Origin of the sequence: Paenibacillus sp. FSL M8-0334 (assembly GCF_038000405.1) — a bacterium.
GTDB classification, from domain to species: Bacteria; Bacillota; Bacilli; order Paenibacillales; family Paenibacillaceae; genus Paenibacillus_AQ; species Paenibacillus_AQ campinasensis.
On the sequence record NZ_JBBOCH010000001.1, the window covers coordinates 1,235,247 to 1,259,398 of the forward strand.

The following is a 24,152-nucleotide window of genomic DNA, read 5'->3' on the forward strand; positions in this document are numbered from 1 at the left end:
GTGAACGGAGGGTGTCATCGATGAGTATAGAGATCAAGCATGTGAGTAAATCCTTCGGCAGCTTCGAGGCGTTGAAGGATATTCAATTAACGATTCAGGACGGGGAGTTTGTGGCCATACTCGGCCCGTCCGGCTGTGGCAAAACAACGCTGCTGCGCATTCTGGCCGGATTCGAGCAGCCCACCAGCGGCGAGGTTCGGATGGAGGGCCGTGTCGTGGCGGGCGAGCATACGCTGCTGCCGCCGGAGAAGCGGCGGATCGGGATGGTGTTCCAATCGTTCGCGCTCTGGCCGCATATGAATGTGACCGAGCACATCCGCTTCCCGATCCGGACCCATAAAGCCACCCCTGCCCATATTAAAAGTCAGGAAGAGGATCGCATCCGGCAGATTCTGGAGCTGACCGGACTGTCCCATCTGGCTGCGCGGATGCCGCACGAGCTGTCCGGCGGTCAGAAGCAGCGGGTCGCGATTGCCCGGGCTTTGGCTCCCGAGCCTTCCCTGCTGCTGATGGATGAGCCGCTCAGCAGCCTCGACGCGATGCTGCGCATGGATATGCGCCGCGAAATCCAGCAGGTCCACCGCCGGACCCGTTCGGCCATCGTCTACGTCACCCATGATCAGGGGGAGGCGCTGGCCATGGCTGACCGGATCGTGGTCATGAAGGACGGCCGCATCGAACAGGCCGGAACGCCGCAGGACATTTATTTGCGGCCGGAGACCGAATTCGTCGCCAAGTTTGTATCCAAGTCCAATCTGGTGCAGGGCAGCTGGAGCGGCAACCTGTTCACGCCGGAAGGCAGCAACACCGCCTGGAACGGTGACGGCATTGCCGATTATTTCAAAGCGCGCGGTCTATATCCTGTGCGCCCCGATCAATTTCTGCTCCAGCCAGACGGCACGGAAGGCATTCCCGGTGAAGTCGTCAACGTCCAGTTCCAGGGCAAGGAGTTCCATTACGATATCCGCAGTGATGAACGGAATTGGGAGGTCATCTCCCCGGTGGCGCTGCGTCTGCATGAGAAGGTCCGGCTGAATCTGGCGGACAGCGCCGAGCCGCTGGGAGCGTGAATCTTGTGAAGAAACCGCAAGGAAAACTGGTCCTGTTCGACATCGACGGCACGCTGCTGGACCGACATAATCGGATTCCGGCCTCCGCCAAGCGCGCCATCTTCACCCTGAAGGAAGCCGGGCACACTGTGGCGCTTGCTTCCGGACGCTCCCCGTTCATGCTGGAGCATCTGCGGCGGGAGCTGGGGCTGCATTCCTACGTCAGCTTTAACGGGCAATATGTCGTGCACGAACACCGGCTGATCTACAGCAACCCGATCGGGCCGGAGCTCGTTGCGCAGCTGGCCGCCTTCGCGGCAGAGCGGGAGCATCCGCTGGTGTACCTCGATGCGGAAGGGATGCGCTGCAATCAGCAGCATCACCCCTATGTCGAGCAGTGCATGCGCTCGCTGGATGTCCTCCATCCAGAATGCGATCCTCGGTACTACGAAGGCAGGCACATTTACCAGACGATGCTGTTCTGCACGGAGGAACATGAGGCGATGTTCCGACTGGCATTTCCGGACCTGCATTTTGTCCGCTGGCATCCCTGCTCGATGGATGTGCTACCTGCGGGCGGATCGAAAGCGGCCGGCATTGAAAGGCTGATCGCCGAAACTGGGTTCAGGCCGGAGGATATTTACGCTTTTGGCGACAACTATAACGATATGGAGATGTTCCGGTTCGTCGGGTGCAGCATCGCGATGGGCAATGCACCGAAGGCTGTCAAGAAGCTGGCCGCCTTCGTCACCTCCGAGGCGGAGCAGGACGGCATCTGGCATGGACTGCGATGGGCGGGACTCCTCTAGGCGTTCATGCCGTTATCTCCCCGTGCCACGTGCCGCCCGCCGCACTGGACCGGAAACAACCGGTTGATCACAGGCTGCACCATAGCTGTCCCCCAAGCGCTGGCTGCCACCATAAGCCGCAATATAAAAAAAGGACTTCATTCCCACCTGTACCGTGGAATTGAAGTCCTTTGTATATTCTACAGGAGCATCCAGCCGACGAGCCCGGCCAATATGCCGATCGCCACAACCGAGGATGCGGTGAATGCCAGCACCTTACCCGGAAAATGCTTCGCCAGCATCAGCAGCGAAGGCAGACTGATCGCCGGCAGTGTCATCAGCAGCGCCGCTGCAGGGCCAACGCCCATCCCCATGTCCATGAAGGACTGGATAATCGGAATTTCGGCAGCGGTCGGGATGACAAACAGCATGCCTGCAATGGCAAAGCCGATAATGGCCAGCAGACTGTTCGAGCCCGCCCCGTCCATCGCCGGGAACAGCCACGCGCGGAATGCGCCGAGCATCAGGACGACCAGCACATACGCCGGAATGACCGATATGAACATGCTCCACATCGCCTTGCCCCAGCGCACATACATCGGCTGCTCCGGCTCGTTGTCCTCCGGAAGCGCAGCCTGCACCTGCTGCGGCACGAGTTCATTCGGCGCAAAGCGGTTCGCCAGATAGCTGACCCCGAACGTAAGCAAGAGGCCAAACACCAGGCGCAGCAGCGTGAATTCCCAGGACAGCACAAATGTCATGAAGATCAGTGTTGCCGGGTTAATCGTCGGGTTGCCAATCCAGAAGGCCAGGCTTGCCCCTATCGACGCCTTCTTCTTGCGCAGCCCGACAGCGAGCGGAGCGGCGCAGCAGGAGCACATCATCCCGGGCAGGGAGGCCAGACCGCCGATAGCGGTGCTCTTGAAATTGGCTTTGCCGAGCATATCCAAAAGCCACTTGGAAGGCAGCAGCACCTGCACGAGCGAGCCGAGCAGTATACCGAGCACAGCCGCTTTCCAAACGGCTTTAAAATAAGCCGCCGCATATTCCCAGGCGGCGCTCCATGAAGGCGCCGGAATCGTATCGCCGGCATCGGTTAGTATCGACGAGCCGATCGAATGCGTGGTCGCAGACGTGATGGCTTTGCCATAATACGGCCACCATTTTACATACAACAAGCCAGCCGCAGTGATCACGATAAAGAGCAATGCAAACAGCAATGTCTTTCGATTGAAGTGACCGGACGGCTTGGTGGTTTCCACACTATGCATTTCCTTTCCCTCCGGTAAGAACAGTAATAGATTGATAAGAACGGATAGTATTATATCACAAGCAAACGAGGTTTTTACTATTATTTATTGGAGGAGTATAATAGTGACTTGGGTAAGTGTATGCCCAGTTCCTATTGAAAGGAAGTTGTGATGATGTCACTTCAAAATCATATAAACAACGTCAAATTGACGTCTCTATCCTCCAAAGGCGGCTGCGGCTGCAAGATCGGGCCTGCCGACCTGGCGCAGGTCATCCGGAGCCTTCCGCCTGCCGAGCCGAATCCGAACCTTCTGGTCGGCCTGGACACCAGCGATGACGCTGGGGTATACAAGCTCAACGATGAGATGGCTATGGTGCAGACGGTCGATTTCTTCACGCCAATCGTCGATGATCCGTATGCGTTCGGCCAGGTTGCTGCCGCCAATGCCATCAGCGATATCTATGCGATGGGAGGCACGCCGCTGACCGCACTCAACATTGTGGCCTTCCCAATCCATACGCTGGACAAAAGCATTCTGTCCGACATATTGCGAGGCGCGGGCGACAAGCTGAAGGAAGCTGGCGTCACGCTAGTTGGCGGGCATTCGATTGACGACAAGGAGCCGAAATTCGGCCTGGCTGTGACCGGGCTCGTGCATCCGGACAAAGTGCGGACCAACGCCGGCGCCAAGCCGGGAGATCAGCTGATTCTGACCAAACCGATCGGGGTCGGCATTCTGACCACCTCCATCAAGAAGGATCAGCTCAGCGAGGAAGAGATTCAGCGCGTTACCACCGTCATGTCCACGCTGAACAAAACGGCGGCCGAGACGATGGCGTCCTATGACGTGCATGCCTGCACGGACGTTACGGGCTTCGGCCTGCTTGGGCACGCCTCGGAGATGGCCAAGGGCAGCGGCAACGGCGTTGTCATTGAGCAGGCGCTCGTCCCTCTGCTGCCGCGTGTTCGCGAGCTGGCCGAGGCCGGATTTGTGCCGGGAGGAACGAAGAACAATTTCGCCCATCTCGAGGGATCGGTGACGTTCCCGGCTGATATGGATCCGCTGGATCAGTATATTTTGTGTGATGCCGTGACATCCGGGGGCCTGCTGATTGCCGTGGACGGCAGCCAGGCCGAAGCGCTGCTTGCCGATCTGCTGGCAGCGGGCGTCGAAGCGGCGCGCATCGGGGAAATTACAGCAGCGCATCCAGGGCACATCGTCGTCCGTTAAGGACTATTATAGAGGGAGCGATAACACTTGATTCACGACATCTCTGTTGAAGAACTGCTACAACTTCAGAAAGACAATAATCTGCTTCCGATTGACGTCAGATCGCCGTCCGAATATGCTGCTGCAACGATTCCGGGCAGCATCAACATCCCGATCTTCAACGACGAGGAGCGTGCCGAAATCGGCACCTTGTACAAGCAGGTGAACGTACAGGCGGCCAAGGAGCGCGGGCTTGAGATCGTGTCGGCCAAGCTGCCGGCATTTATCCGCGAGTTCGCGGCCATTCCGCAGCAGAAGGCGGTCTTCTGCTGGCGGGGAGGCATGCGCAGCAGAACGTCGGCCACCGTCCTCTCGTTAATGGGCATCAAGGCCTATCGGCTGACGGGCGGAATTCGGGCGTACCGCAAATGGGTCGTTGATCAGCTGGCCAGCTATGAGCTCGAGGCCCCTGCTATCGTCCTGAATGGCCATACCGGATCAGGCAAGACGGAAATCCTGCGCCAGCTTCAGCAGGAGGGCTACCCTGTGCTTGATCTCGAAGGCATGGCGGGCCACCGCGGATCGGTGTTTGGTCACATTGGCTACGCGGCCCGTAACCAGAAGACATTCGATGCCCTGCTGCTGCAGGAGCTGCTTCAGCATCAGCAGGCACCCTACATGCTGTTTGAAGCCGAAAGCCAGCGCATCGGGAAAGTGGCCTTGCCTGAATTTTTGTTGACCAAAAAAGAACAAGGCACTCATCTGTGGATCGACCTTCCGATGGAAGCGCGCATCCGTCACATCATCGAGGATTATAAGCCCGAGCAGCATGCTGAAGCGTGCATGGAGGCATTTCTGCGCATCAAGGAGCGGATTCATACCCCGATCGCGGCGGAGATCCAGCGTCATCTCGAGAGCAGCCAATATGAGGATGCCGTGGGCCTGCTGCTGCAGTATTACTATGATCCCCGCTATGAGCATACCGCGAGCCACTATGACGGTGACAAGCGCATCATGATCCAGGCGAACTCGGTCATGGAAGCCGCTGAGCGGGTCAAGGAATATCTTGCCGCACAACAGAACAGGTAAACAAGAAAGGCATGATCGCCAGCCTCCCCGAAGGGATGGCGGCGATCATGCCTTTTCTCACTTTTCTGCCTTTGCTCTATTCGTTACGGAAAATGAATGCTCCCGGTGTTATACCACAACGCATCATTCATCCCCGATTTGTGCAGATCGACAAGCAGGTTGGTCGCTGCGTTATAATCGACGCTCGGGCGGGACGACACGCCGGAATCCCACACATAGTTGTGAATCCAGCGAATGTTCGGCCACTCCAGCTCCCCGATGTTGTACCAGATCAGGCCCGTATTTTCGCTCGTATGCAGCTCGATGATCTTGTCTGTGCCAATAAAGGCAACCGCCGGATCCTTGCCATCCTGACCGCCCATGCTGCCGCTTGCGTTCCAGGTGATATTCCCGTTCTGGCCCCATGTGCCTGTCGTATAGTTCAGTCGTCCGCCGTCCCGATACACGACAACGATTCTGCCGTCCTGGAAGGCGACATCCGGACGCTCGCCATTCTGATTGTTGATCGTTCCACTGTTGCTCCACGTTATGCTGTAGTTCGACGTGTTGATGCGCCCGGTGTGATAGTGAAGCTTGCCGCCATTCAGGTACACAAGCACTGCCCGATCGCCGTCGATGGCGATGTGCGGCCAATCTCCCGACGTATGCGAGCCGCCGATGGCAATCCGCTCGTTGGTGATCCAGGTGATGGTCGAGTTCGGCTCCAGTCTGCCGATGTTGGCCCACAGCCCGGAACCGGTGCCGTCGGTTTTATTGACCTGGACCACGATCTGCTGGCCGCCCACATTCGTGACATCACTGTGAGGCTGAACGCCGTTTTTATTCTGACCGCCAGGATTGATGCGTTCGTTCGTCACCCACTGAATGTACCCGTCATCACGTACGGACCCGACGGAATACCACAGATTGTTGTTGAACAGTCCTTCGGCCTTGTGCACCTCTACGACGCGCCGGTCATCCGTTATGGACACCGATACGTCTACCCCATTCTGCGTGCCGCCCGGTTTCTCAACCCGGTGGTTGTAATCCCGGAGCGGAACGAGAAAGTGATTGAACAACTTCGTCATGGACTGGTAGGAATCGGTCGATACGAAATGGCGCGTACCGAGCTTGTGGTTCATGTAAGCGAACTGGGTCCAGCGCTGTGCCGCGTCCCCGTCGCCGTTCGGGAATTTGTAATGCCATGCGCCTTCATTGCCGTTCAGGCTGTAGAAGCGGAGCGTGTACCCTTTTTGCTCGGCCATGTACATCATGTCCTTCAAGCGCTGCTCTTCCTCTTGCGACCAGTTGCCCGGCATCAGCGTGTCAAAGCCGCTCTCGATATGCTTCCAGTGAACCGCATAGAACCGGTGATAGATGTCCGCAGCGTTCGGGAAATAATCAGCGACATTGCCATATCTGCTATGCGTTATGCTGTATACCTCGTCTTTAAAGGCCAGCAGCTTGCCCGTCTGTCCGGAAATGTAGTTGAAATACGCATTCTTCAGCGCGTCAGTGCCAGACAAGCACACGGTGATCGCACGCTCGGTGAAGCTGTTCGCACTGCCGATGTAGCCATGGCTCATATAAGACTCATAATGGGTGAAAATCGCCTGCAGCGAGTCAGCCACATCCTCGTAGTTCGGGCTGTTGGCCGTCTTCATGTCCAGGTTGACGATGATGCTTCTTCCGTCGCCGTGAATGCTGCCGCCTCGGGCAGCAATCTGCGCGGCCATATCTTCAAAGTATTGATACAGATGCCTCGTATTGGGCCAGGCAGCCGCATCATGCTTCACGTACAGCTTCACCTTGCCCTGCAAATAGTCAGGATACTGCGGCCCTTCGTAACGGGTGCGATTCGTGTCCACCATGATGTCCAGCTCAACGTTGTAGAACTTCATATCGAGCGCATCGCGGAATTTGCGGTCCGGATCGCTTTCATCATACGTATCGTGAAACGCTTTGTACGGATTGGCGTCAATGAATACCGAGCTTGCCGACGCGCTAGTTGCGATAAAAGGCAGCACTGCTGCTGCGCTTAATACCACCTTCAACAGTTTGCTTGTCCATGAATGCCGCGTGCCCATCATAACCACTCCTTAACCGGTATAAGATGATTATTTTCGTTCCCGGCGAATCCAGAAATTGAACACATCATTACGCAAGTAATCAAGCGAATACAGCACTTCCTTGTTCTGCTCGTCATAATGCAGCTGTTTCATCAAGATGACGGGCGTTTCTTCCTCTTTATCAATTTGCAGACGCTGCACGTACTTGTCTTTCTTCAAAGGAACTAGCAGCTCGGTGTCCGCCCTGGCAATCTGAATTTTGCACTTGTCCTCCAGGAAGCCGAACAGCGACCCGGAGAAATCAATCCGCTCAAAGGCGTCGCCCACCAGCTCCTTCGGCATAATATTGATCGAGTAAGCAACGGCATCGCCGTCCGCATAGCGAATGCGCTCCAGCTTGACTACCCCGCAGCCCTCTTCAATGTTCAGCGCCTCGGCCCACTCGGGGCTGCACTCCACTTCCCCGATCATCTCCTTGTTCTCCTCTTCCGTCAAACCTGCCAGCTTGATCATCGTCCCGATGCTCTGGAGAAATTCAAGCCGGCTCGGAATCATCGGAAGCGGCTTGATGACAAAGGTGCCCACGCCGTGCTTCACCAGCAGCTTGCCCTCCTGCTCAAGCAGCTTGATCGCCGTCCGTAGCGTCTCGCGGCTGACGCCGAAATATTTAGCCAGCTCATATTCCGAAGGAAGCTTCTGGCCGACCTTCCACAGCTTGCTGTCGATCATCTTTCCGATTTCCTGTTTGATATGTTGATAGGTGCCCAATGCTACAGCCTCCCGGTTCTGTTAGTATTCTTCCTGCTCAAGCAAGCCGGCTTGCAGCACATCGAAGATGCGAGGATTGCAACAGATTAATAGCCTGTGATTGTCCATATCCTTGTTCAGTACTATGGCCCCTGCTTCCTTCGCAATTAAAGCCCCTGCGCACATATCCCAATCGCTTAAATCGAATTCCCAATAGCCATCCAGGAACGAGGCAGCGACAAAGCACAGGTCCAATGCGGCACTGCCGGTGCGCCGGATTCCCGACACCTTCCTGATCATCCGGTTGAAATAAGCGAGGTTCACGGTCGACTGGCTGTCTCCGGCAGGAAATCCGGTGGCCAGCAAGCTGTGCCTCAGCTCACATGTCTGTGACACCGCGATGCGTTCCCCATTCAGATAGGCGCCCCGTTCCCGAATCGCACTGAACTTCATCGCCATCCACGGCGCATAGACGATTCCGGCCTGCGTGATCCCTTTATATTGCAAAGCGACCGAGATAGAGGACATCGGAAAACCATGAATAAAATTGGTGGTCCCGTCAATCGGATCGATCACCCACAAATAGTCGCTCTGCTTGTCGATTAACCCACGCTCCTCGGTCAGGATGCTGTGATCGGGATATTTCTCACTGATGCGCTGGACCAGCATATCCTCAGACTTCAGATCCACATTGGTCACAAAGTCCATCTCATGCCCTTTGGTCGACACCTTCAGTTGCTGTTCTCGTTCCGTTTCTCGCTGGAAGGCGGCCACTTGCTCGCCCCATTCCTCCATGTCCTTCATCCATTGCTCCACATTCATGCCATCACATGTCCTCATTTGATTAATTACAATTCCCACTCCCCTGCTGCCAGCCGTCATACGGTCGCTTCGCCAAACCCGACCATCCCAGAATCAACGATGCCCATCTTGCTCGCTGCCTCCGATGGACCGTTTAATATAGAACACGGTGAAAGCCAGGACCAGCGCAACCATGATAACGGATGCAGCCGCGCCGTAGCCTACCTGCAGATTAAACACGCCATGCCTGTAGATATACTGGGTCACGGTCATCGTTGAATTGGCCGGCCCCCCGCCAGTCAGAATGTTCACTTTATCGAACAGGCGGAACGTGTCAATCGTGCGAAGCAGGATCACCAGCAGCAGCGTCGGTATAATATTCGGAAGCGTAATATGCGTAAAAATATTCAGTTTGCCGGCGCCATCCACTCTGGCTGCCTCGTATTGCGACCGTGGTACGGCCTGGAGCGCAGCATACAGCAGCAGGAAAGCAAACGGCGTCCATTGCCAGATGTCAATGAACAGAATCGTTCGGAAAGCTAGATTCACGTCCATCAAAAAATTGAAAGGCCCTGCGCCGAACCAGCCGAGCAGATGATTAATAATGCCATTATGGTTGCTCAGCATCATCTGCCAGATCAGCGCCACCGTAACCGGCGGCAGCAGCGACGGGATCAGCAGCGATACGCGCAGCACTTTCGTGCCCCGTCTCATGCTCTCGACCAGCAGTGCAATCGCAAGTCCCAAGGCGGTTTCAATCGAAACCGCCAGTAGCATGAACTTGACAGTATTCCAGATAGCCTGAAGAAATAACTGATCCTGCAGGAGGCGCTTGTAGTTGGCAATCCCGATAAACTGTTTGGAATCACCCGCCAAGTAGTAGTGGTCGGTAAAGCTGCTTGAGACGGTATAGATGAACGGAAAGACCGTCAATCCGATTAACAACAAGATTACGGGAGCCAGCATGGCCCATTGAAACCGCCGCCTGCTATACAAATTCATTCCGCTCCTTTATCGTCAAACCGCTATTATTGCATGATTTGATTAATCGCATGGTTAGCACTAGCAAGCGCGTCCTCGATCGATTTCGTTCCAGCAATAGCCGCTGACAGTTCAGCACCCAGTGCTTCTTCAACCAAAGACCATTTCGTCGTTCTCGGTCTGGCTACCGAGTTCTGCAGCGCTTCGAGCTGTACAGGGAAATGCTCAAACTTCGCGGACAATTCGCTGTCCAGATACACGCTCTTCCGTGTCGGCACACCGCCGTGCTGAGCCATTACCTTCTGGCTCTCGCTGCTTGTAATGAAGGTCAGGAATTTCGCTGCAAGCTCCTTGTTCTCGGAGTTGGCTGCTACGCCCATCATCCAGTTGCCAATCATACCGGTCGAAGCTTCTGCATCGCTCGCGGACGCCTTGGACGGAATTGGCGCGTAATTCGCGCTAGCCTTTCCTTCGCTAATGAACCATGACGGCCAGCCCAAAGCCATCGCTGCGCGTCCCTCGGATACCGAGCTTACAATATCGGTCTGCTCATAGTTCACGCCGGCTGCCAGCAGATTGATATACGTGTCCAGCGCTTTGCGCCCGGCCTCGGAGTCTAGCTGCGCATTCCAATTGTCGTCAAACACTTGTCCGCCATGTGCCCAGAAGATCGGCAGGAAATCGGAAACGATCGGGTTCCCCTGCTGTCCGCGGATGACATAGCCTGCTCCATCCCCCGAAGCATGAATGGTGTTCGCTGCATTCACCACTTCTTCCCAGGTTTGCGGAACGCTGAGGCTATGTTTGTCGAGCAGCTCTTTATTGTAGAAGAACAGCTGTACATTGCCTGCAAAAGGAAGAGCATACAGATCGCCGGTCTCATAAGGATGCTTGCCCAGCGCCAGCGAGGATTCCTCGAAATCTGCGTCAGCCTCTACACCCAGCTCGGACAGATTCGCAAAAATGCCTGCTTCGCCAAACTCCGGCATCCACGGGTCGTCAGCCATGATCAGATCATAAGCACCGTTCTTGCTTGTTGAATCCAGGGACACCTTCTGCTTCAGGTCCGCTGCTTCCAGACCGAGAATTTCGATTTGCGCATTATGTTCTTGTTCAAACGTTTCTTTCACCGCTTCCATCGCTGTTACGTGCGTCCCGCCCCTAGCGGCGATCACCAGCTTGGTCGGTTCATTGGCCGATGTGGAAGAGGATGACTGGCATCCTGCCATAATGCTAACTGCCGTCACTATGCTTACTAATGCAACCATACGTTTTTTCATTTCTCTCTTATCCTCCTATTCTTTCACTGCACCGGCCGTCAGGCCGTTCATTAAATGCTTCTGCATAAAAATCGCCGCCAGCAGCACCGGCATCATGGATATCAGCCCGCCGCCAGCAACCTTGCCCCACTCCGTCAATTCCTGCTCACTGTTGAGCGTCGCCAGCTTCAACGGGATCGTGAAGTCGCTGGGACGCTGAATGAAGATAACACTGTACAAATACTCATTCCATGAAGCCATAAAGGACAGAATCGAAATGGCGGCGATGCCCGGCACCACGAGCGGCAGCACCACCCGATAGTAGATCGTAAATTCGGATGCACCGTCCATCCTTGCGCTTTCCTCGATTTCCTCCGGAACATGGTAGAAGAACGCAATCATAAACCAGATGACAAAAGGCAAGTTCACCAGAATATGTGCCAGCACAATCGGCATTTTGGTGCTCAGAAGCCCCACATCGTTCATTAAGATGTATAAAGGCAGTGCAAATGTAATCTGTGGCAGCACTCTGACCAGCAAAATCCAGATCAACAGCGTTTTTTTGAGCGGTACCCGAAAGGATCGCCGTGCCAAGACATATGCGCAGGACAAGCCAAATGCGAGTACGATCAGCAAGGAGATGGCTGTAACGGTAAAGCTGTTGATTAACGCCCCTAAGTAATTTTCTTCTGTAAAAACACTGATCACATGCTCCCACGTAACAGAACGGGGGAATAGCGACACATCCGCAAACAAATCGGTCTGTGTGGCCACGATCACCATCCAGTAGATCGGAAACAAGGTCCAGATGAGAACTGTAATCAGTAGTCCGTATTTGGGACTGGCCTGCAACCTGTTCAAGTTATTCTCCTTTCACCGAAATTGTCTAGACGTCTATACCTCTACTGTAATTTTCAATTGTAATCTGGATGTTATCCGCATTTTAGGAGTTGGTTAATTTTATGAATAGATTCTGAGGAAACAGCGGGGATTTGTTAACAAATGAAAAAAGCCCTCCTGGGATCAGGAGAGCTTTAGGGGCAGAGGAAACGGTCGCGTGTGGGAGATAAGTAGCGATGGAGAGGGAGGAGGTGATCTAACAGAAATGGGATAGATCGGTTCGTTAAATCCATGCACTTGTCGCACTCGCATAGAGTGCGACGTGGTCCTGACCCTGGTTGTACTTGTACATCATATTTCGAGCCACGCACTCACGTAGAGTGCGACGCCGGACCATGCCAGCCCAGAATTCTGGGGCGGCGAATTTCAATCCACGCACTCACACAGAGTGCGACCCATATTTGGATAGGCTTTGTCTAACCTCCCAATATTTCAATCCACGCACTCACACAGAGTGCGACAAAGCAAAACAGATCCAGGGTACATACGTAGATGAATTTCAATCCACGCACTCACACAGAGTGCGACATCGAGCAGCGTCAGCGTAGTGGGGACGGCAGTATTTCAATCCACGCACTCACACAGAGTGCGACTGACGATGAGCGCACGGAATTAAGGACACCAAGAATTTCAATCCACGCACTCACACAGAGTGCGACCTGCTCATGTTTCGCAAATTGATCCACCATCGGATTTCAATCCACGCACTCACACAGAGTGCGACCTTATTGACGTTGGATACCGGCATCCGCCCGTCATTTCAATCCACGCACTCACACAGAGTGCGACGTGATATTGCGCCTCTTCCAGCGCAGAGGTCAAGCATTTCAATCCACGCACTCACACAGAGTGCGACACCTGTTCAAAATTTTCTGAGTTTTGAGGTACCCCATTATTTCAATCCACGCACTCACACAGAGTGCGACTTATGTAGGGGCATTAGATATGCCCGCCCGGATCATTTCAATCCACGCACTCACACAGAGTGCGACTTGTCTGTACCTGTATCTAGGCCGATAGATTTTGATTTCAATCCACGCACTCACACAGAGTGCGACTGTTCATTCACAAAAAATTCTTTAAATAGGAGAATATTTCAATCCACGCACTCACACAGAGTGCGACTATCTTTACCTAGTGGACAGACTAGGTCTAGATTGTATATTTCAATCCACGCACTCACACAGAGTGCGACTTATACGTTCAGACATTCAAATTCACCGTCCCAAGCATTTCAATCCACGCACTCACACAGAGTGCGACAATCTTCGCATCTCGGACAAAGGCAGCTATTTCGTTATTTCAATCCACGCACTCACACAGAGTGCGACAGCCCGCCTGACAAGGCCTTGTGATTCATGGGTTTGGCGGGTCAAAAGTGCGAACCTCATTTCTAGATTACTATAAACACCCTGAATTTACCATGTAAATCGCGTTATCCCTTGTCTGACGCGGGGTGCGAACCTCCCTGGGATTTTATGTTCGCTTGGGGTTCGCACCAGAGAGCTCCCTTGAACTAAAAAAGGTTATCCTCTTTAAACCGTGTTTCCACCGCCAAAAGGATAACCATCTTATTCAACCATCGGATGTTACTGTTCCTGGCTAAGAATCTTGCGTCCGCCAGTCTATCGCCTTGTTATGAAATGTCCGTTTATCGCAACCCGACAATACTCAAATTCTGATTCTTGAGGTAGGTGATAATTTCCGGAAGCGAATCTACCACTGCTTGAGACTCATGCAGAATAACGATCGAGCCCGAGGCTTTCATCTGCTTGATGTAATCCACAATTTTGTCCTGATCACGTGTCAGCCAGTCCTCCGGATCTCGATTCCACATTACAATTTTCTTGCCAAGCTGTCCGCTAACGGATTCCGTCCGTTCATCTAACGCCCCGTAGGGAGGTCGAAACAGAATCGACGATTCGCCAATAATGTCCTCTAAGAACCTATCTGGTCCGGTCATCTCCTCCTTCAGCATCGCAAGACCCAGCCCTGGCAACTTGGCGTGCGTCATCGAGTGGCTGCCAATGGAGTAGCCGCTTTCATGAATGGTGCGGACATAATCGGGATGTTTCTTCACATTCGTGCCGACGAAGAAGAAGGTCCCTCCCACCCCATACTCTTTCAAAATACTCATAATTTCAACCGAGTATTGAGATGGCCCATCATCAAAGGTCAAGGCTACGTAGCCTTCAGGAAGGCCGTAGGTAACCCCTTCCTCCAGTTCGACATAAGGCATCTGAGATACCGGCTCCTTGCTCGGCTTGCTGACGCTTGTGTTGAGAAGGGATTTTCCGTTCTCAGCCGGATTCCCCGCAGAGCTTACAGCGGCTTCTACTGTCACATCCGGTGTCAACACGGTCGTCTCGGCGAAGGCCGGATCCGTTGGAGCTGCCTGGTTCAGCACGTCTGCGCTTGAATCCGTGAAATTATGCGAATAATTAAAGGAGCTTAGCACCGTGACCAGAAAGATACTGACAACAGACATGCTGACCAGCTTGAGGGACTGTCTCAAACGGCGGGTACGCCGGAATTGACGTGGTCCGTTCCTTTCGCTGGAGACGTTCTCCTCCTTGTGCGGTTCCGAGTCGGTATGAACTCTGGACAAGAAGGATAGCGCGAGCAGCTCCTGAGGATGCTGTACTCTTTTTACCTCGTCCAGATTGCTCTTGAAGCCCGGCGAACAGCTGAATGGATAACGCGTGCTCTCTTCGCGATACGTTCTCGTAACTTGTGCAATATCAGTCTCGTTCATTACGTCCCGTACGGTATGGCAGGAGAGGCGGTATTTATGCAGCCCATCCATGACCAGGACGGCCTTTAAACTCTGAACGGTCTCACGGTCGGCTTCCCATAGCCACTCCACCGTATCCGTGGAGAATTTGACTCGCAGATAGCCGGACTCCCCGCTATCGCTTTCCTCGACCGCCAGAAGCTCTATGACTTTTCCGTAGGAGTCTGACAAGACGGCGCCCCCTTTCTCTAGTTGTATCTGGAACCCGGGGTGGTGTGCCCGCCCCGTTCAATGCCGGATGCTTTCCGGCACCGCGCCCGGTCTTTAATCCTAAGCCGGAAATGTCTTATTCATCGCTTGATTTCGGGGAGGTTGCCCCTTTTGGCGTGAAGGAGAAGGACATTTTCTCGGTAAAATCGGTAATGGTCTGCATGAGCTTAGCCTTCTCATCCACGATGTTCCGGTACTGCTCCGCATACTTCTGGTTCTCAATTTCCAGCGCTCTGATTTTGTCTTCGAGAGCATTGATTTTGAGCATGTTCTGATATTGGGTGTTCGTTGTCTCCTCTTGGAGCTTGTTGTACTTGGCAATTTCGGTCTCCAGTTGGCTGGACAGCTTCTCATAAGCCAGGTTAGAGGTAAGCTGATATTCCTTGTAATCCTCGAGAAGCTGATCATAGCTCATCTGCTTGTTGGTCAGGACATTTTCCAATTCGCGAATTTCCTTGCTCTTCTCCTGGATCAGCTGGTCTTTCTTGATCTGCTCGTGCTTGTAGCGGCTAATCGCTTCATTGGCAGCGGCCAGCTGCTCCTCCAGGCCCTTGTTCTTGTAAGTCAGCAGCTGCCGATCCTTGAGAATGTTCTCAATGGATACGATGACATCCAGGCTGATCTTGTCCTGATGGTCTTTGGAAAACACGCCGTTCCCCCCTTCGTCGGGAGTGTGCCCGGATTCAGCTGAAAGAGCAGGCTCTGCCTGGGTCTCCTCCGCCGCGGTGCCCTCCTGGATAACCTCATCCTGCTTCTCAGGCTTCGAGAGAGCGTTCTTAAACCACACCATGCCTCGTTTATCCGTATCCCTGGCCAAAAATATCAACTCCTATATATTCCCATTAATTTAAGTATGTAATAGGCAAAAAAGACCCCTAACTATTATCATCGGTCAAAAGACCTCCAAAACTTTACCCCATTTGGCCCAGGAATTAAAAAAATCAGGAAATATTCGATATTTTTTTACGTTTTTCTTGTCATCATCCTGGAATCGTTGAATATCTCAACTATGAAATTAGTCCTGTATATGTTCTCAAAGACACATTCGACTCTCCGAGTGCTCCACAATCTGTACCACAATGCGTATACTTCAAGAAGGAATGATGATCTATGACGGAGAACACCACTTTAGGCAAGAGCTTACTGTGAATTTACAACAGAACTAGGAGGGAAGCATTTGGATTGTTTTGATTTTAGAAGACTTCATGACTACTATCCCATTACGCCAGTTATTGAGATTAAGGAAATAAGCACAGGGAATACCTCCAATGCAAGATTGGTGGTTACTATGGATAACAAATATATTGTGAGAAAGCTGAGAGATACGGAGCAAGCCATCACTGAATTCCGGATATCCACAGCGCTACAAGAGCACGCCATATCCCCCACGATCCTGTTAAGTAATGACAACCAGCCTTACATTAAAGATCAGGAAGCTGTATATAACCTGCAATTCTACGTCGAGCATCATAAGGTAAATAACAGCGATATCCATTTCTATAATCTAGGTAAAACAATCGCTCTATTTCATTCTGCAACCCAGAGCATTCCGGGCATCTATGAACAGAATGACCGGTTTGCTTTAGAACACATGTGGACGGAGCTCATCCAACTGGATGAATTCGATAACATGGAATACAAACCGCAATTGTTAGCCTTGTTTCAGCAGTGTACAACATACAATCATGATAACAACTGCTATATCCATGGAGACTTAGGAATATGGAATCTGCTATTTAATCATAACAAAATGTATATTATCGACTTTGGTGAAGTCAGAAAAGGGAACCATCATTTTGACATCAGTGCCGCGATTTCATCCGCTCTGGACTGGAATCAGGAGGATAAGATCATGGCTTCCTTAACTGATTTCAGAAACGGTTATAGCTCTATTTTTGAGCCATTTCATTGGAACGTTCTTAAAGAGAATTTCAACTTATGGTTTACAAGAGGTATGATGGCTCTATTGATCCATCACGGGATGAACGAGCGCACCCTTCAGTATGTAAATTTAACGTTGTCTAGAAAAAATCAACTGGATAGCATCATCGATGCTCATTTCCTTCAACAGCCGTAATTTTTTTGAAAAAAGAAAGCAGCTTTAGCCGGTAAGGTTACCGTACTAAAGCTGCCCAGCTTCTCAGATCACTGTCCACTCATCTGTGTAGATGGACACCATTTATAGCTTGAATTGTTCAACAAGCTGTTGCATCTCCTCCGCCATCTCGGTCAGTGAGCTCGCCGATCCTTTAATTTCCTCCAGCGAAGCCAGCTGCTCCTCCGTCGAGGCAGAAACGGTCTGTGCTGCACCTGCTGTGGAATCGGCAACCTCGGCCACGTTCTGGAAAGTTAGCACAAACTGCTCTGTTCCGGCAGATATATCTGCGATTTTTCCGGTAATTTCGTTGATCTGGTCCGTAATGGAATGAACATAGCCCGTAATGTTTTTAAACGATTCCCCGGCATGGTTCACGACCTCAATTCCTTTATCTACTTCTGCTGTTCCGGCATTCATCGAATCAACAGCTTTCGTCGTCACCGACTGGATCGTCGTGATCATGTCGCGAATTTGTTCGGCAGATCGCGTGGATTGCTCCGCCAGCTTGCGCACTTCACTGGCCACCACCGCAAAGCCTTTGCCGCCTTCGCCTGCTCGTGCCGCCTCAATTGACGCATTCAATGCTAACAGATTGGTCTGACCTGCGATATCTGTGATCACATCGACAATCTGACTGATCTCTTGGGAGAACCTTCCCAGCCCCTGAATACTTTCGGAGAGATCAGACACCGTATTCTTAATATCATGCATCTGCTCCACGGTGGTCGCAATCGCCTCGTTGCCTTCCTGAATCACGGTAACGGCACGGGCAGCTGTGGAAGAAGCTTCGGCTGCGCTAGAGGAAATGTGGCCAATCGACGCTGACATTTCACCAGCCATTCTGGAGCTTTCTTCTATACGGTGTGCCTGTCCTTCGATTTCAGCCGTCATCTCCTGAATGGATGCCGACACATGCTCACTCGCCAGCGTGTTCTGCTCCGTACTTGCCGTTAATTGCTCGGATGAAGCCGCGAGTGTCAGTGACTTGTCCCGAATCTGCAAGATCAGATGGCTCAAGTTCTTTCGCATATGATTAAAAGCCAGCGCCAGCGTGCCTAGCTCATCCCCGCGTTTCAGATCAATAGGATGGCTCAGGTCTCCCTGGCTCATTTTCTCAGCTGCCTGTACAAGGGCATGAATCGGTTTGGTCATGCTTCGAATCATGAAAACAATCAGCAGGCCGCCTCCGGCAATCGCAACGAGAATAACAATTCCCATCGTGAACATAATCGGGTTGACTTCATTCGTCACCTCGGATTGCGCCATGCTGGCAACGATCTTCCACCCTGTCGTTCCATTCGTATGGAAGGCATATTTCAGCTCTTCCCCGTCAGCCTTATAGTTGAATCCGCCGGAGGTCGAGCGATTGATCTCCTCAAGAAACTCGCCGCTCAGTGGCTCACCTGCTTGCACCGTCGGGTGGCTGATGATGTGGTTGTTCTGATCCAACAGGAAAATGTAACCCTTCTCTCCAATCTTAATATTTCCGATCAGTTCGGTTAAACTCTCCAGTTTAAGATTGACAGCTACAACGCCGCGCTCATCAGCTGTTGCCTTGGCGACAGTAACTACCACCTGCCCGGAAGATTGGGAGATGTAAGGGTCTGTGATGATGATCTGCCCCTGATTCTCCATAGCAGATTGATACCAAGGTCGCTGGCGCGGATCGTAATCCGGCGGGTTCTGGAATGTGGTTGGCGAGTTCATGAAATCGCCGGTACTCGTCCCTACATAGGTCTGCTCCACATCCTCTTTCGAGGATTGAATCCGGTCAAGCAGCTGTCTGATGTCGGGATCATGGTCGTCTTTAATGCGGCCAGCTGCGATCGCCTGAGATAAAAAGTCGATGTTCTCCATCTGTGCAGACATAAACTGGTCAATCGATTCCTCCGCCATCTGAACATTGTTCTGAGCCGTGTCGAGCAAGCGTGTGTCTATCATTCCTTTAACGCTTGTGTAGGTAGTGAAGGCGATCACCGAGCTTGGCACTAACAGAATGACTAAAAAAGACAGTATGAGCTTGTTGCCGTATCGGTTCCATTCCTTAAAAGAAAATTTTGTCCATTTCTTGTTGCGCAATCTAACCCCTCCGAAATTCATTTGTTGTTTTTTGCTACTCACTTGAGTTTTATCGGCAAAAACCGATCAATGGATTATAGATGATTGTTGCATAATGAAACAATTTTGGTGGCGGGGGAATTCCATTAACAGATGAGAAGTGGAAGTGTATGAATTCGGGAAGACAAAAAGCCCTCCGCTTGCTCTGGAGCGGAGGGACATTAGAAAAATCAATCGGCCCTGGGCAGGAGCCGATTGTTGTAATGGTGTGCGCCTCAGGAGATGGAAGGAGCGGAGTATGAATCCACGCATTCATAGGGAATCCGCACGCATCATGGTTATCTCCGCGGATACACTAGTGGAATTTCAATTGACGCACTCATAGAGTGCGTCAAGCACTGGCACAGTGGACACAATACGGATATATCTTTTCAATCCACGCACTCACATAGAGTGCGACTTTGGAAGCGACATTTACGCCTCCGACTTGGTGCAATTTCAATCCACGCACTCACATAGAGTGCGACATCAAACGCCGAAAAACAATTGGGCGCAGCGCAGATTTCAATCCACGCACTCACATAGAGTGCGACAGCGGGCGCTCCTGGTAGGGTTCCAGGCGCATCGGCAGATTTCAATCCACGCACTCACATAGAGTGCGACAGTTGTCATATGGGATTCATCCTCCTGATATGGGTATTTCAATCCACGCACTCACATAGAGTGCGACACCTCCAATTAGTATTTTGGGATTGGTGGACGATGGACATTTCAATCCACGCACTCACATAGAGTGCGACGCAAAGGATTATAAAGCTGCCGCACAAGCGTTGTGGATTTCAATCCACGCACTCACATAGAGTGCGACTATCGAAGCGGGCGACCGACCAAAGGTACTCAAGGACGATTTCAATCCACGCACTCACATAGAGTGCGACGAGGTTATTTTCGCGTTAAAGGAGACGACGTAATATTTCAATCCACGCACTCACATAGAGTGCGACGTAAATTTAACCAAGTATCAAAAAGGAGATCATTCGATTTCAATCCACGCACTCACATAGAGTGCGACCAACAATCATCCGAGCAAGTAGATAATACGGGCGTTATTTCAATCCACGCACTCACATAGAGTGCGACGTGATGCTATACTTCGTTGCATTTAATATTTTTCAATTTCAATCCACGCACTCACATAGAGTGCGACGCACGAGGGAGACGGCTCCTGCTTCGGATGGTGGAAATTTCAATCCACGCACTCACATAGAGTGCGACTTTGATCTTCAAACGATGATGGGGGTCCTACCTTATTTCAATCCACGCACTCACATAGAGTGCGACCGCAACAAATTGGCATGGCGCAATAGACACTTCGATTTCAATCCACGCACTCACATAGAGTGCGACTTGAGATGACACGGCTTTTATTTCTTGTGTTAAGTTGTGGAGTGCTACGATAAAAATGCAGTCGAAAAACACCCTCGTATGAAATAAAATGAAAGCTAATGAGGGGATGAGCGAGAATGAATCGGTACGACAAAACATTCAAAGAAGAAGCGGTAAGGTTAAGCGATGAGATCGGGCCCAAGAAAGCCGCCGAGCAGTTGGGCGTAGCCTACCACACCTTGCAGGACTGGAGGAAACGAAGAACCCTGCACGGTGATGGAGCGCATATCGGAAGTGGACGCGCTTATGCATCTACCAATAAGACTGCGCGTGAAATCGAATTAGAAAGAGAAAACAGCGAGTTGCGTCGTGCGAATGAAATTCTCAAGGATGCACTTGGTTTTTTCGCAAAAGACCGGAAGCGGTAAAAGCATGCCAGCTCTATGGTTACATCCGTGAACGACGGGATCGATGGACCGTCAAGGAGATGTGCAAAGTACTTGCTGTCAGCGAATCAGGCTATTACCGCAGCTTGAAGCCCACACCCAAACGAGAGCGGCAAGAACGCCTTCTGGTCAAAATCAAAGAAATCATCGAAGAATATGAAGACAACAGTAATTACGGCGCCCAGCGGATTAGGCTGGCTCTAGCGCAAAAAGAGATCGTGACCAGCTATAGCACCGTCTATCGCATCATGAAGAAGCACGGTCTGCTGAAGAAAGTGAGGCGTCATCCAAACGGCATTACACGTGAGGATGCGACAGCTCAAAAGAGCGAGAACCTGATTCAGAGAGACTTCAGCGCCTCAGCGCCCAACCAGAAGTGGTTATCGGATATCACAGAAGTGCCTTGTTTAGACGGTAAGGTGTATGTGTCCGCCGTATTGGACTGTTTCAATGGAGAGATCGTGGGTCTGGCCATGGATGACAACATGCGCAAGGAACTCTGCATCCAAGCTTTTGAGAACGCCTGCAAGGCCAGAAATGCTCGTGGAATGATTTATCACAGCGACCGAGGCAGCCAGTTCACGAGCCATGCATTCCGAGCGTGTCTGGCTAAACGAGATGTCGTTCAAAGCATGAGCGGCACAGGGCGCTGCTATGACAACGCAAGAATGGAAAGCTTCTTTGCTACGCTAAAGAAAGAAAAGCTATATAAGATCAAAACCGAGCAATACCCGATGGCCTATATGAAATCGATTATCTTCCGATACATCATGGTCTATTACAACAGACAGAGGGTGTACACCTCTAATCCAGGGGGCTGGCCCCCAGCTATTTATCGCGAAAGAATGCTGTCACAGGCAGCTTAATCATGGGGTTCTCATGAGTGTGTTTTCAAACTGCACTTTTTTTGACAACTCCATTGTATTTCAATCCACGCACTCACATAGAGTGCGACGTCGTAGCGATAGCGGCCATAGAACCTATAGTGAGATTTCAATCCACGCACTCACATAGAGTGCGACAAAATTGAAGGACCGGGGTGAATATTGAATCTATATTTCAATCCACGCACTCACATAGAGTGCGACATCCGCATAGGCCACCACCACAAACGCAAAGATATTTCAATCCACGCACTCACATAGAGTGCGACCTGAAGCCTGTGTGGAGCTATTGCAGTATATCGAATTTCAATCCACGCACTCACATAGAGTGCGACAAGGAAGAGCGCCGGATGGAGGAAAACGCCAGCTCCATTTCAATCCACGCACTCACATAGAGTGCGACGGTCATCAATTTCACCAGGGAGCAACACTTTATATTTCAATCCACGCACTCACATAGAGTGCGACTATAATGTATAACATGGATCATTGAGGTGGGAAAATTTCAATCCACGCACTCACATAGAGTGCGACAGCCCACCTTATAACCCCTTATGCAGTAACGCTTCTTAAGAGCAATAGTGCGAACCTCTTTTTAAAGTACTATAAAATGAGCATATTTTCCACTTAAATCGCCGGGAGTCCTTGTGGGACGCGAGGTGCGAACCTCCCAGGGATTTCATGTTCGCTTGGGGTTCGCACCAGGCCTGCCGTTCATCTGTATTATGGTATAAACTGCTGTAATCTCATTCGATTTCATTTTATTTTACATCAATGACATCCATAATGAATTTCCCGGTTTGCTTTCTCGCCACATGCCCTTAATCCTTATAAGGATCGAATTCATCCGCTCCGGCCATGCACACACCGATTGGCTTCAATACATGCAGGACTTCGATGGTCTCTGCATGTGCATCCAGCACGTCCTGAAGCTTTCGATATACGTAAGGGCTCTCGTCTGTCCCCGCACCACGCAGTTCAACACCGAAATCCCGAACAGCCTTGTGCATTTGTTCTGTCGTAATTTGACCGCCGCTGCGCTTGCGAGTCTTCCAGTTCATTCGGCCTGCCGCCTGGGTGCGGCTCATGATCCGGCCAGCCCCATGAACGGTGCTGTAATAAGCCTCCCGGTTCTCTTCGCTATCCTTGCCTCTAACGATCACGGAGATATCCCCCATACTGCCGCCGATAAAACCAACCTGCCCCGGTGCAGACGGCGTTGCTCCCTTGCGGACGACCACCACTTCTTTGCCGCTGTGCTGCTCAATCCAGGCGAAGTTGTGATGATTATGCACTTCAAGATTCGCGTCCGTTCCCAGAATGTCCAGCACCTGCTGGATCACATAATCCCTGCCCGCATACGCGTAGCGTCCGGCCAGCTTCATCGCCCGGTAATACATGTCGCCCAGCTCGCTGCTCAGATCCAGCAGTACCGGCGGCTGATCCATCTTCTCGCCGGGAGCGTTCGCAAGAAACGGCCTGCCGGCGGCAAGGTTGATGAAGCCGCTCGCTGTCTTATGTCCGAATCCCCGGCTGCCAAAATGATTCGACACCCAGACGCGGCCTGTCCCGACTTCTTCGAATATATCGACAAAATGGTTTCCGCTCCCCACCGTGCCAAGCTGGCTCTGTGCCAGGGCTTTCAGCTTGTCGTGTTCCTGCGTACCTATCGCCTTATAAACCGCCCAATCCGGATCATCGAAGAGCTCATGATCCACCCGTTCATGATTCACGCGGCCGATCCCGAAAGAGACCCTGCGGGATATCTCATCCATGATTATGTTCAACTTAGGCATGATCTCATCGGCCAGCAGGCCGGTACGGACTGCCTTATTCCCGCATGCAATATCATAGCCTACCCCGGAGGGCGAGATCTGCCCGTCATACGCTATCACCCCTCCGATCGGCTGGCTGTAGCCTTTATGATGATCCGCCATCAGCAACGTCTGCACGACATTGCCGGTCTTCGCACACCTCTTGGCTTGGGCAAGCGCCCCTTCGTCAGGCGTCCCCCAGACACGGACACCGTCTATCTGTTGATATGCCATGTATCTTTCAGCTCCTACTCCTGCTCATCTTCTCTCATCCCCTGGCTAAAAAGGGGCCACATCCTTTTATATATCATATTGCAGCGTCATCCGAACATAACGCA

Annotated in this window: 17 protein-coding genes, 1 pseudogene and 3 CRISPR repeat arrays; of the genes and pseudogenes, 7 read left to right on the top strand and 11 right to left on the bottom strand. The window is 52.0% G+C overall.

Going from position 1 to position 24,152, the window contains the following annotated elements:
- Nucleotides 1–20: 20 nt before the first annotated feature.
- Both MKX64_RS05385 and MKX64_RS05390 read left to right on the top strand, forming a co-directional pair.
- Nucleotides 21–1,070: an ABC transporter ATP-binding protein gene (locus MKX64_RS05385; RefSeq protein ID WP_341035469.1), complete on the top strand. Its 1,050-nt coding sequence runs from the start codon at nt 21–23 to the stop codon at nt 1,068–1,070.
- A 5-nt stretch (nt 1,071–1,075) separates the two neighbouring features.
- On the top strand, nt 1,076–1,858 hold the full coding sequence (locus MKX64_RS05390) for a Cof-type HAD-IIB family hydrolase (RefSeq protein ID WP_341035470.1): 783 nt from the start codon (nt 1,076–1,078) through the stop codon (nt 1,856–1,858).
- A 179-nt stretch (nt 1,859–2,037) separates the two neighbouring features.
- On the opposite strand, the gene MKX64_RS05395 is transcribed toward MKX64_RS05390, so the two are convergent.
- Nucleotides 2,038–3,108: a permease gene (locus MKX64_RS05395; RefSeq protein WP_341035471.1), complete on the bottom strand. Its 1,071-nt coding sequence runs from the start codon at nt 3,106–3,108 to the stop codon at nt 2,038–2,040.
- 153 nt (nt 3,109–3,261) lie between these two features.
- Here MKX64_RS05395 and selD point away from each other — a divergent pair, with 153 nt between their 5' ends.
- Nucleotides 3,262–4,320 carry a selenide, water dikinase SelD gene (gene selD / locus MKX64_RS05400; RefSeq protein ID WP_341036254.1) on the top strand — a complete coding sequence of 353 codons (1,059 nt, stop codon included), beginning with the start codon at nt 3,262–3,264 and terminating at the stop codon, nt 4,318–4,320.
- A gap of 27 nt (nt 4,321–4,347) precedes the next feature.
- Nucleotides 4,348–5,388 carry a tRNA 2-selenouridine(34) synthase MnmH gene (gene mnmH, locus MKX64_RS05405; RefSeq protein WP_341035472.1) on the top strand — a complete coding sequence of 347 codons (1,041 nt, stop codon included), beginning with the start codon at nt 4,348–4,350 and terminating at the stop codon, nt 5,386–5,388.
- Nucleotides 5,389–5,471: 83 nt separating this feature from the next.
- Here the strand turns inward: mnmH and MKX64_RS05410 are convergent, their stop codons facing one another.
- The 8 genes from MKX64_RS05410 to MKX64_RS05445 all read right to left on the bottom strand — a co-directional run bounded on the left by MKX64_RS05410 (nt 5,472) and on the right by MKX64_RS05445 (nt 15,945).
- Nucleotides 5,472–7,457, bottom strand: coding sequence for a hypothetical protein (locus MKX64_RS05410; protein WP_341035473.1), 1,986 nt, complete (start codon nt 7,455–7,457; stop codon nt 5,472–5,474).
- 27 nt (nt 7,458–7,484) lie between these two features.
- Entirely contained in the window at nt 7,485–8,204 is a 720-nt protein-coding gene (locus MKX64_RS05415; RefSeq protein ID WP_095265571.1) for a GntR family transcriptional regulator, read from the bottom strand.
- Nucleotides 8,205–8,225: 21 nt separating this feature from the next.
- Complete coding sequence (locus MKX64_RS05420) at nt 8,226–9,005, bottom strand: inositol monophosphatase family protein (protein ID WP_341035474.1); 780 nt, start codon at nt 9,003–9,005, stop codon at nt 8,226–8,228.
- 93 nt (nt 9,006–9,098) lie between these two features.
- Nucleotides 9,099–9,980 (bottom strand): carbohydrate ABC transporter permease, encoded by an 882-nt coding sequence (locus MKX64_RS05425; protein WP_341035475.1) that lies wholly within the window; start codon nt 9,978–9,980, stop codon nt 9,099–9,101.
- A gap of 32 nt (nt 9,981–10,012) precedes the next feature.
- Nucleotides 10,013–11,245 (bottom strand): extracellular solute-binding protein, encoded by a 1,233-nt coding sequence (locus MKX64_RS05430; RefSeq protein ID WP_095397674.1) that lies wholly within the window; start codon nt 11,243–11,245, stop codon nt 10,013–10,015.
- Nucleotides 11,246–11,260: 15 nt separating this feature from the next.
- Nucleotides 11,261–12,085, bottom strand: a complete 825-nt coding sequence (locus MKX64_RS05435; RefSeq protein ID WP_230875737.1) for a carbohydrate ABC transporter permease — start codon at nt 12,083–12,085, stop codon at nt 11,261–11,263.
- A 334-nt stretch (nt 12,086–12,419) separates the two neighbouring features.
- Nucleotides 12,420–13,455: direct repeats of the CRISPR family, unit length 32 nt; unit sequence ATTTCAATCCACGCACTCACACAGAGTGCGAC.
- Between the two features lie 320 nt (nt 13,456–13,775).
- On the bottom strand, nt 13,776–15,089 hold the full coding sequence (locus MKX64_RS05440; RefSeq protein WP_341035476.1) for a polysaccharide deacetylase family protein: 1,314 nt from the start codon (nt 15,087–15,089) through the stop codon (nt 13,776–13,778).
- 115 nt (nt 15,090–15,204) lie between these two features.
- Nucleotides 15,205–15,945 carry a hypothetical protein gene (locus MKX64_RS05445; protein ID WP_095265594.1) on the bottom strand — a complete coding sequence of 247 codons (741 nt, stop codon included), beginning with the start codon at nt 15,943–15,945 and terminating at the stop codon, nt 15,205–15,207.
- Nucleotides 15,946–16,305: 360 nt separating this feature from the next.
- Here MKX64_RS05445 and MKX64_RS05450 point away from each other — a divergent pair, with 360 nt between their 5' ends.
- Entirely contained in the window at nt 16,306–17,205 is a 900-nt protein-coding gene (locus MKX64_RS05450; protein WP_341035477.1) for a phosphotransferase, read from the top strand.
- A 102-nt stretch (nt 17,206–17,307) separates the two neighbouring features.
- Here the strand turns inward: MKX64_RS05450 and MKX64_RS05455 are convergent, their stop codons facing one another.
- The gene (locus tag MKX64_RS05455) at nt 17,308–19,305 is read right to left on the bottom strand and encodes a methyl-accepting chemotaxis protein (protein WP_341035478.1); all 1,998 of its coding nucleotides are present in this window, start codon (nt 19,303–19,305) and stop codon (nt 17,308–17,310) included.
- 407 nt (nt 19,306–19,712) lie between these two features.
- Nucleotides 19,713–20,692: a CRISPR direct-repeat array (repeat unit 32 nt; unit sequence ATTTCAATCCACGCACTCACATAGAGTGCGAC).
- Between the two features lie 115 nt (nt 20,693–20,807).
- Between MKX64_RS05455 and MKX64_RS05460 the strand changes: the two genes are divergently transcribed.
- Nucleotides 20,808–21,098: a transposase gene (locus tag MKX64_RS05460; protein ID WP_155619201.1), complete on the top strand. Its 291-nt coding sequence runs from the start codon at nt 20,808–20,810 to the stop codon at nt 21,096–21,098.
- A 14-nt stretch (nt 21,099–21,112) separates the two neighbouring features.
- Nucleotides 21,113–21,982, top strand: a pseudogene (locus tag MKX64_RS05465) (IS3 family transposase); the annotation flags it as partial.
- A gap of 57 nt (nt 21,983–22,039) precedes the next feature.
- Nucleotides 22,040–22,534: a CRISPR direct-repeat array (repeat unit 32 nt; unit sequence ATTTCAATCCACGCACTCACATAGAGTGCGAC).
- A gap of 287 nt (nt 22,535–22,821) precedes the next feature.
- On the opposite strand, the gene MKX64_RS05470 reads toward MKX64_RS05465, so the two are convergent.
- On the bottom strand, nt 22,822–24,048 hold the full coding sequence (locus tag MKX64_RS05470; RefSeq protein WP_341035479.1) for an RtcB family protein: 1,227 nt from the start codon (nt 24,046–24,048) through the stop codon (nt 22,822–22,824).
- Nucleotides 24,049–24,152: the final 104 nt, after the last annotated feature.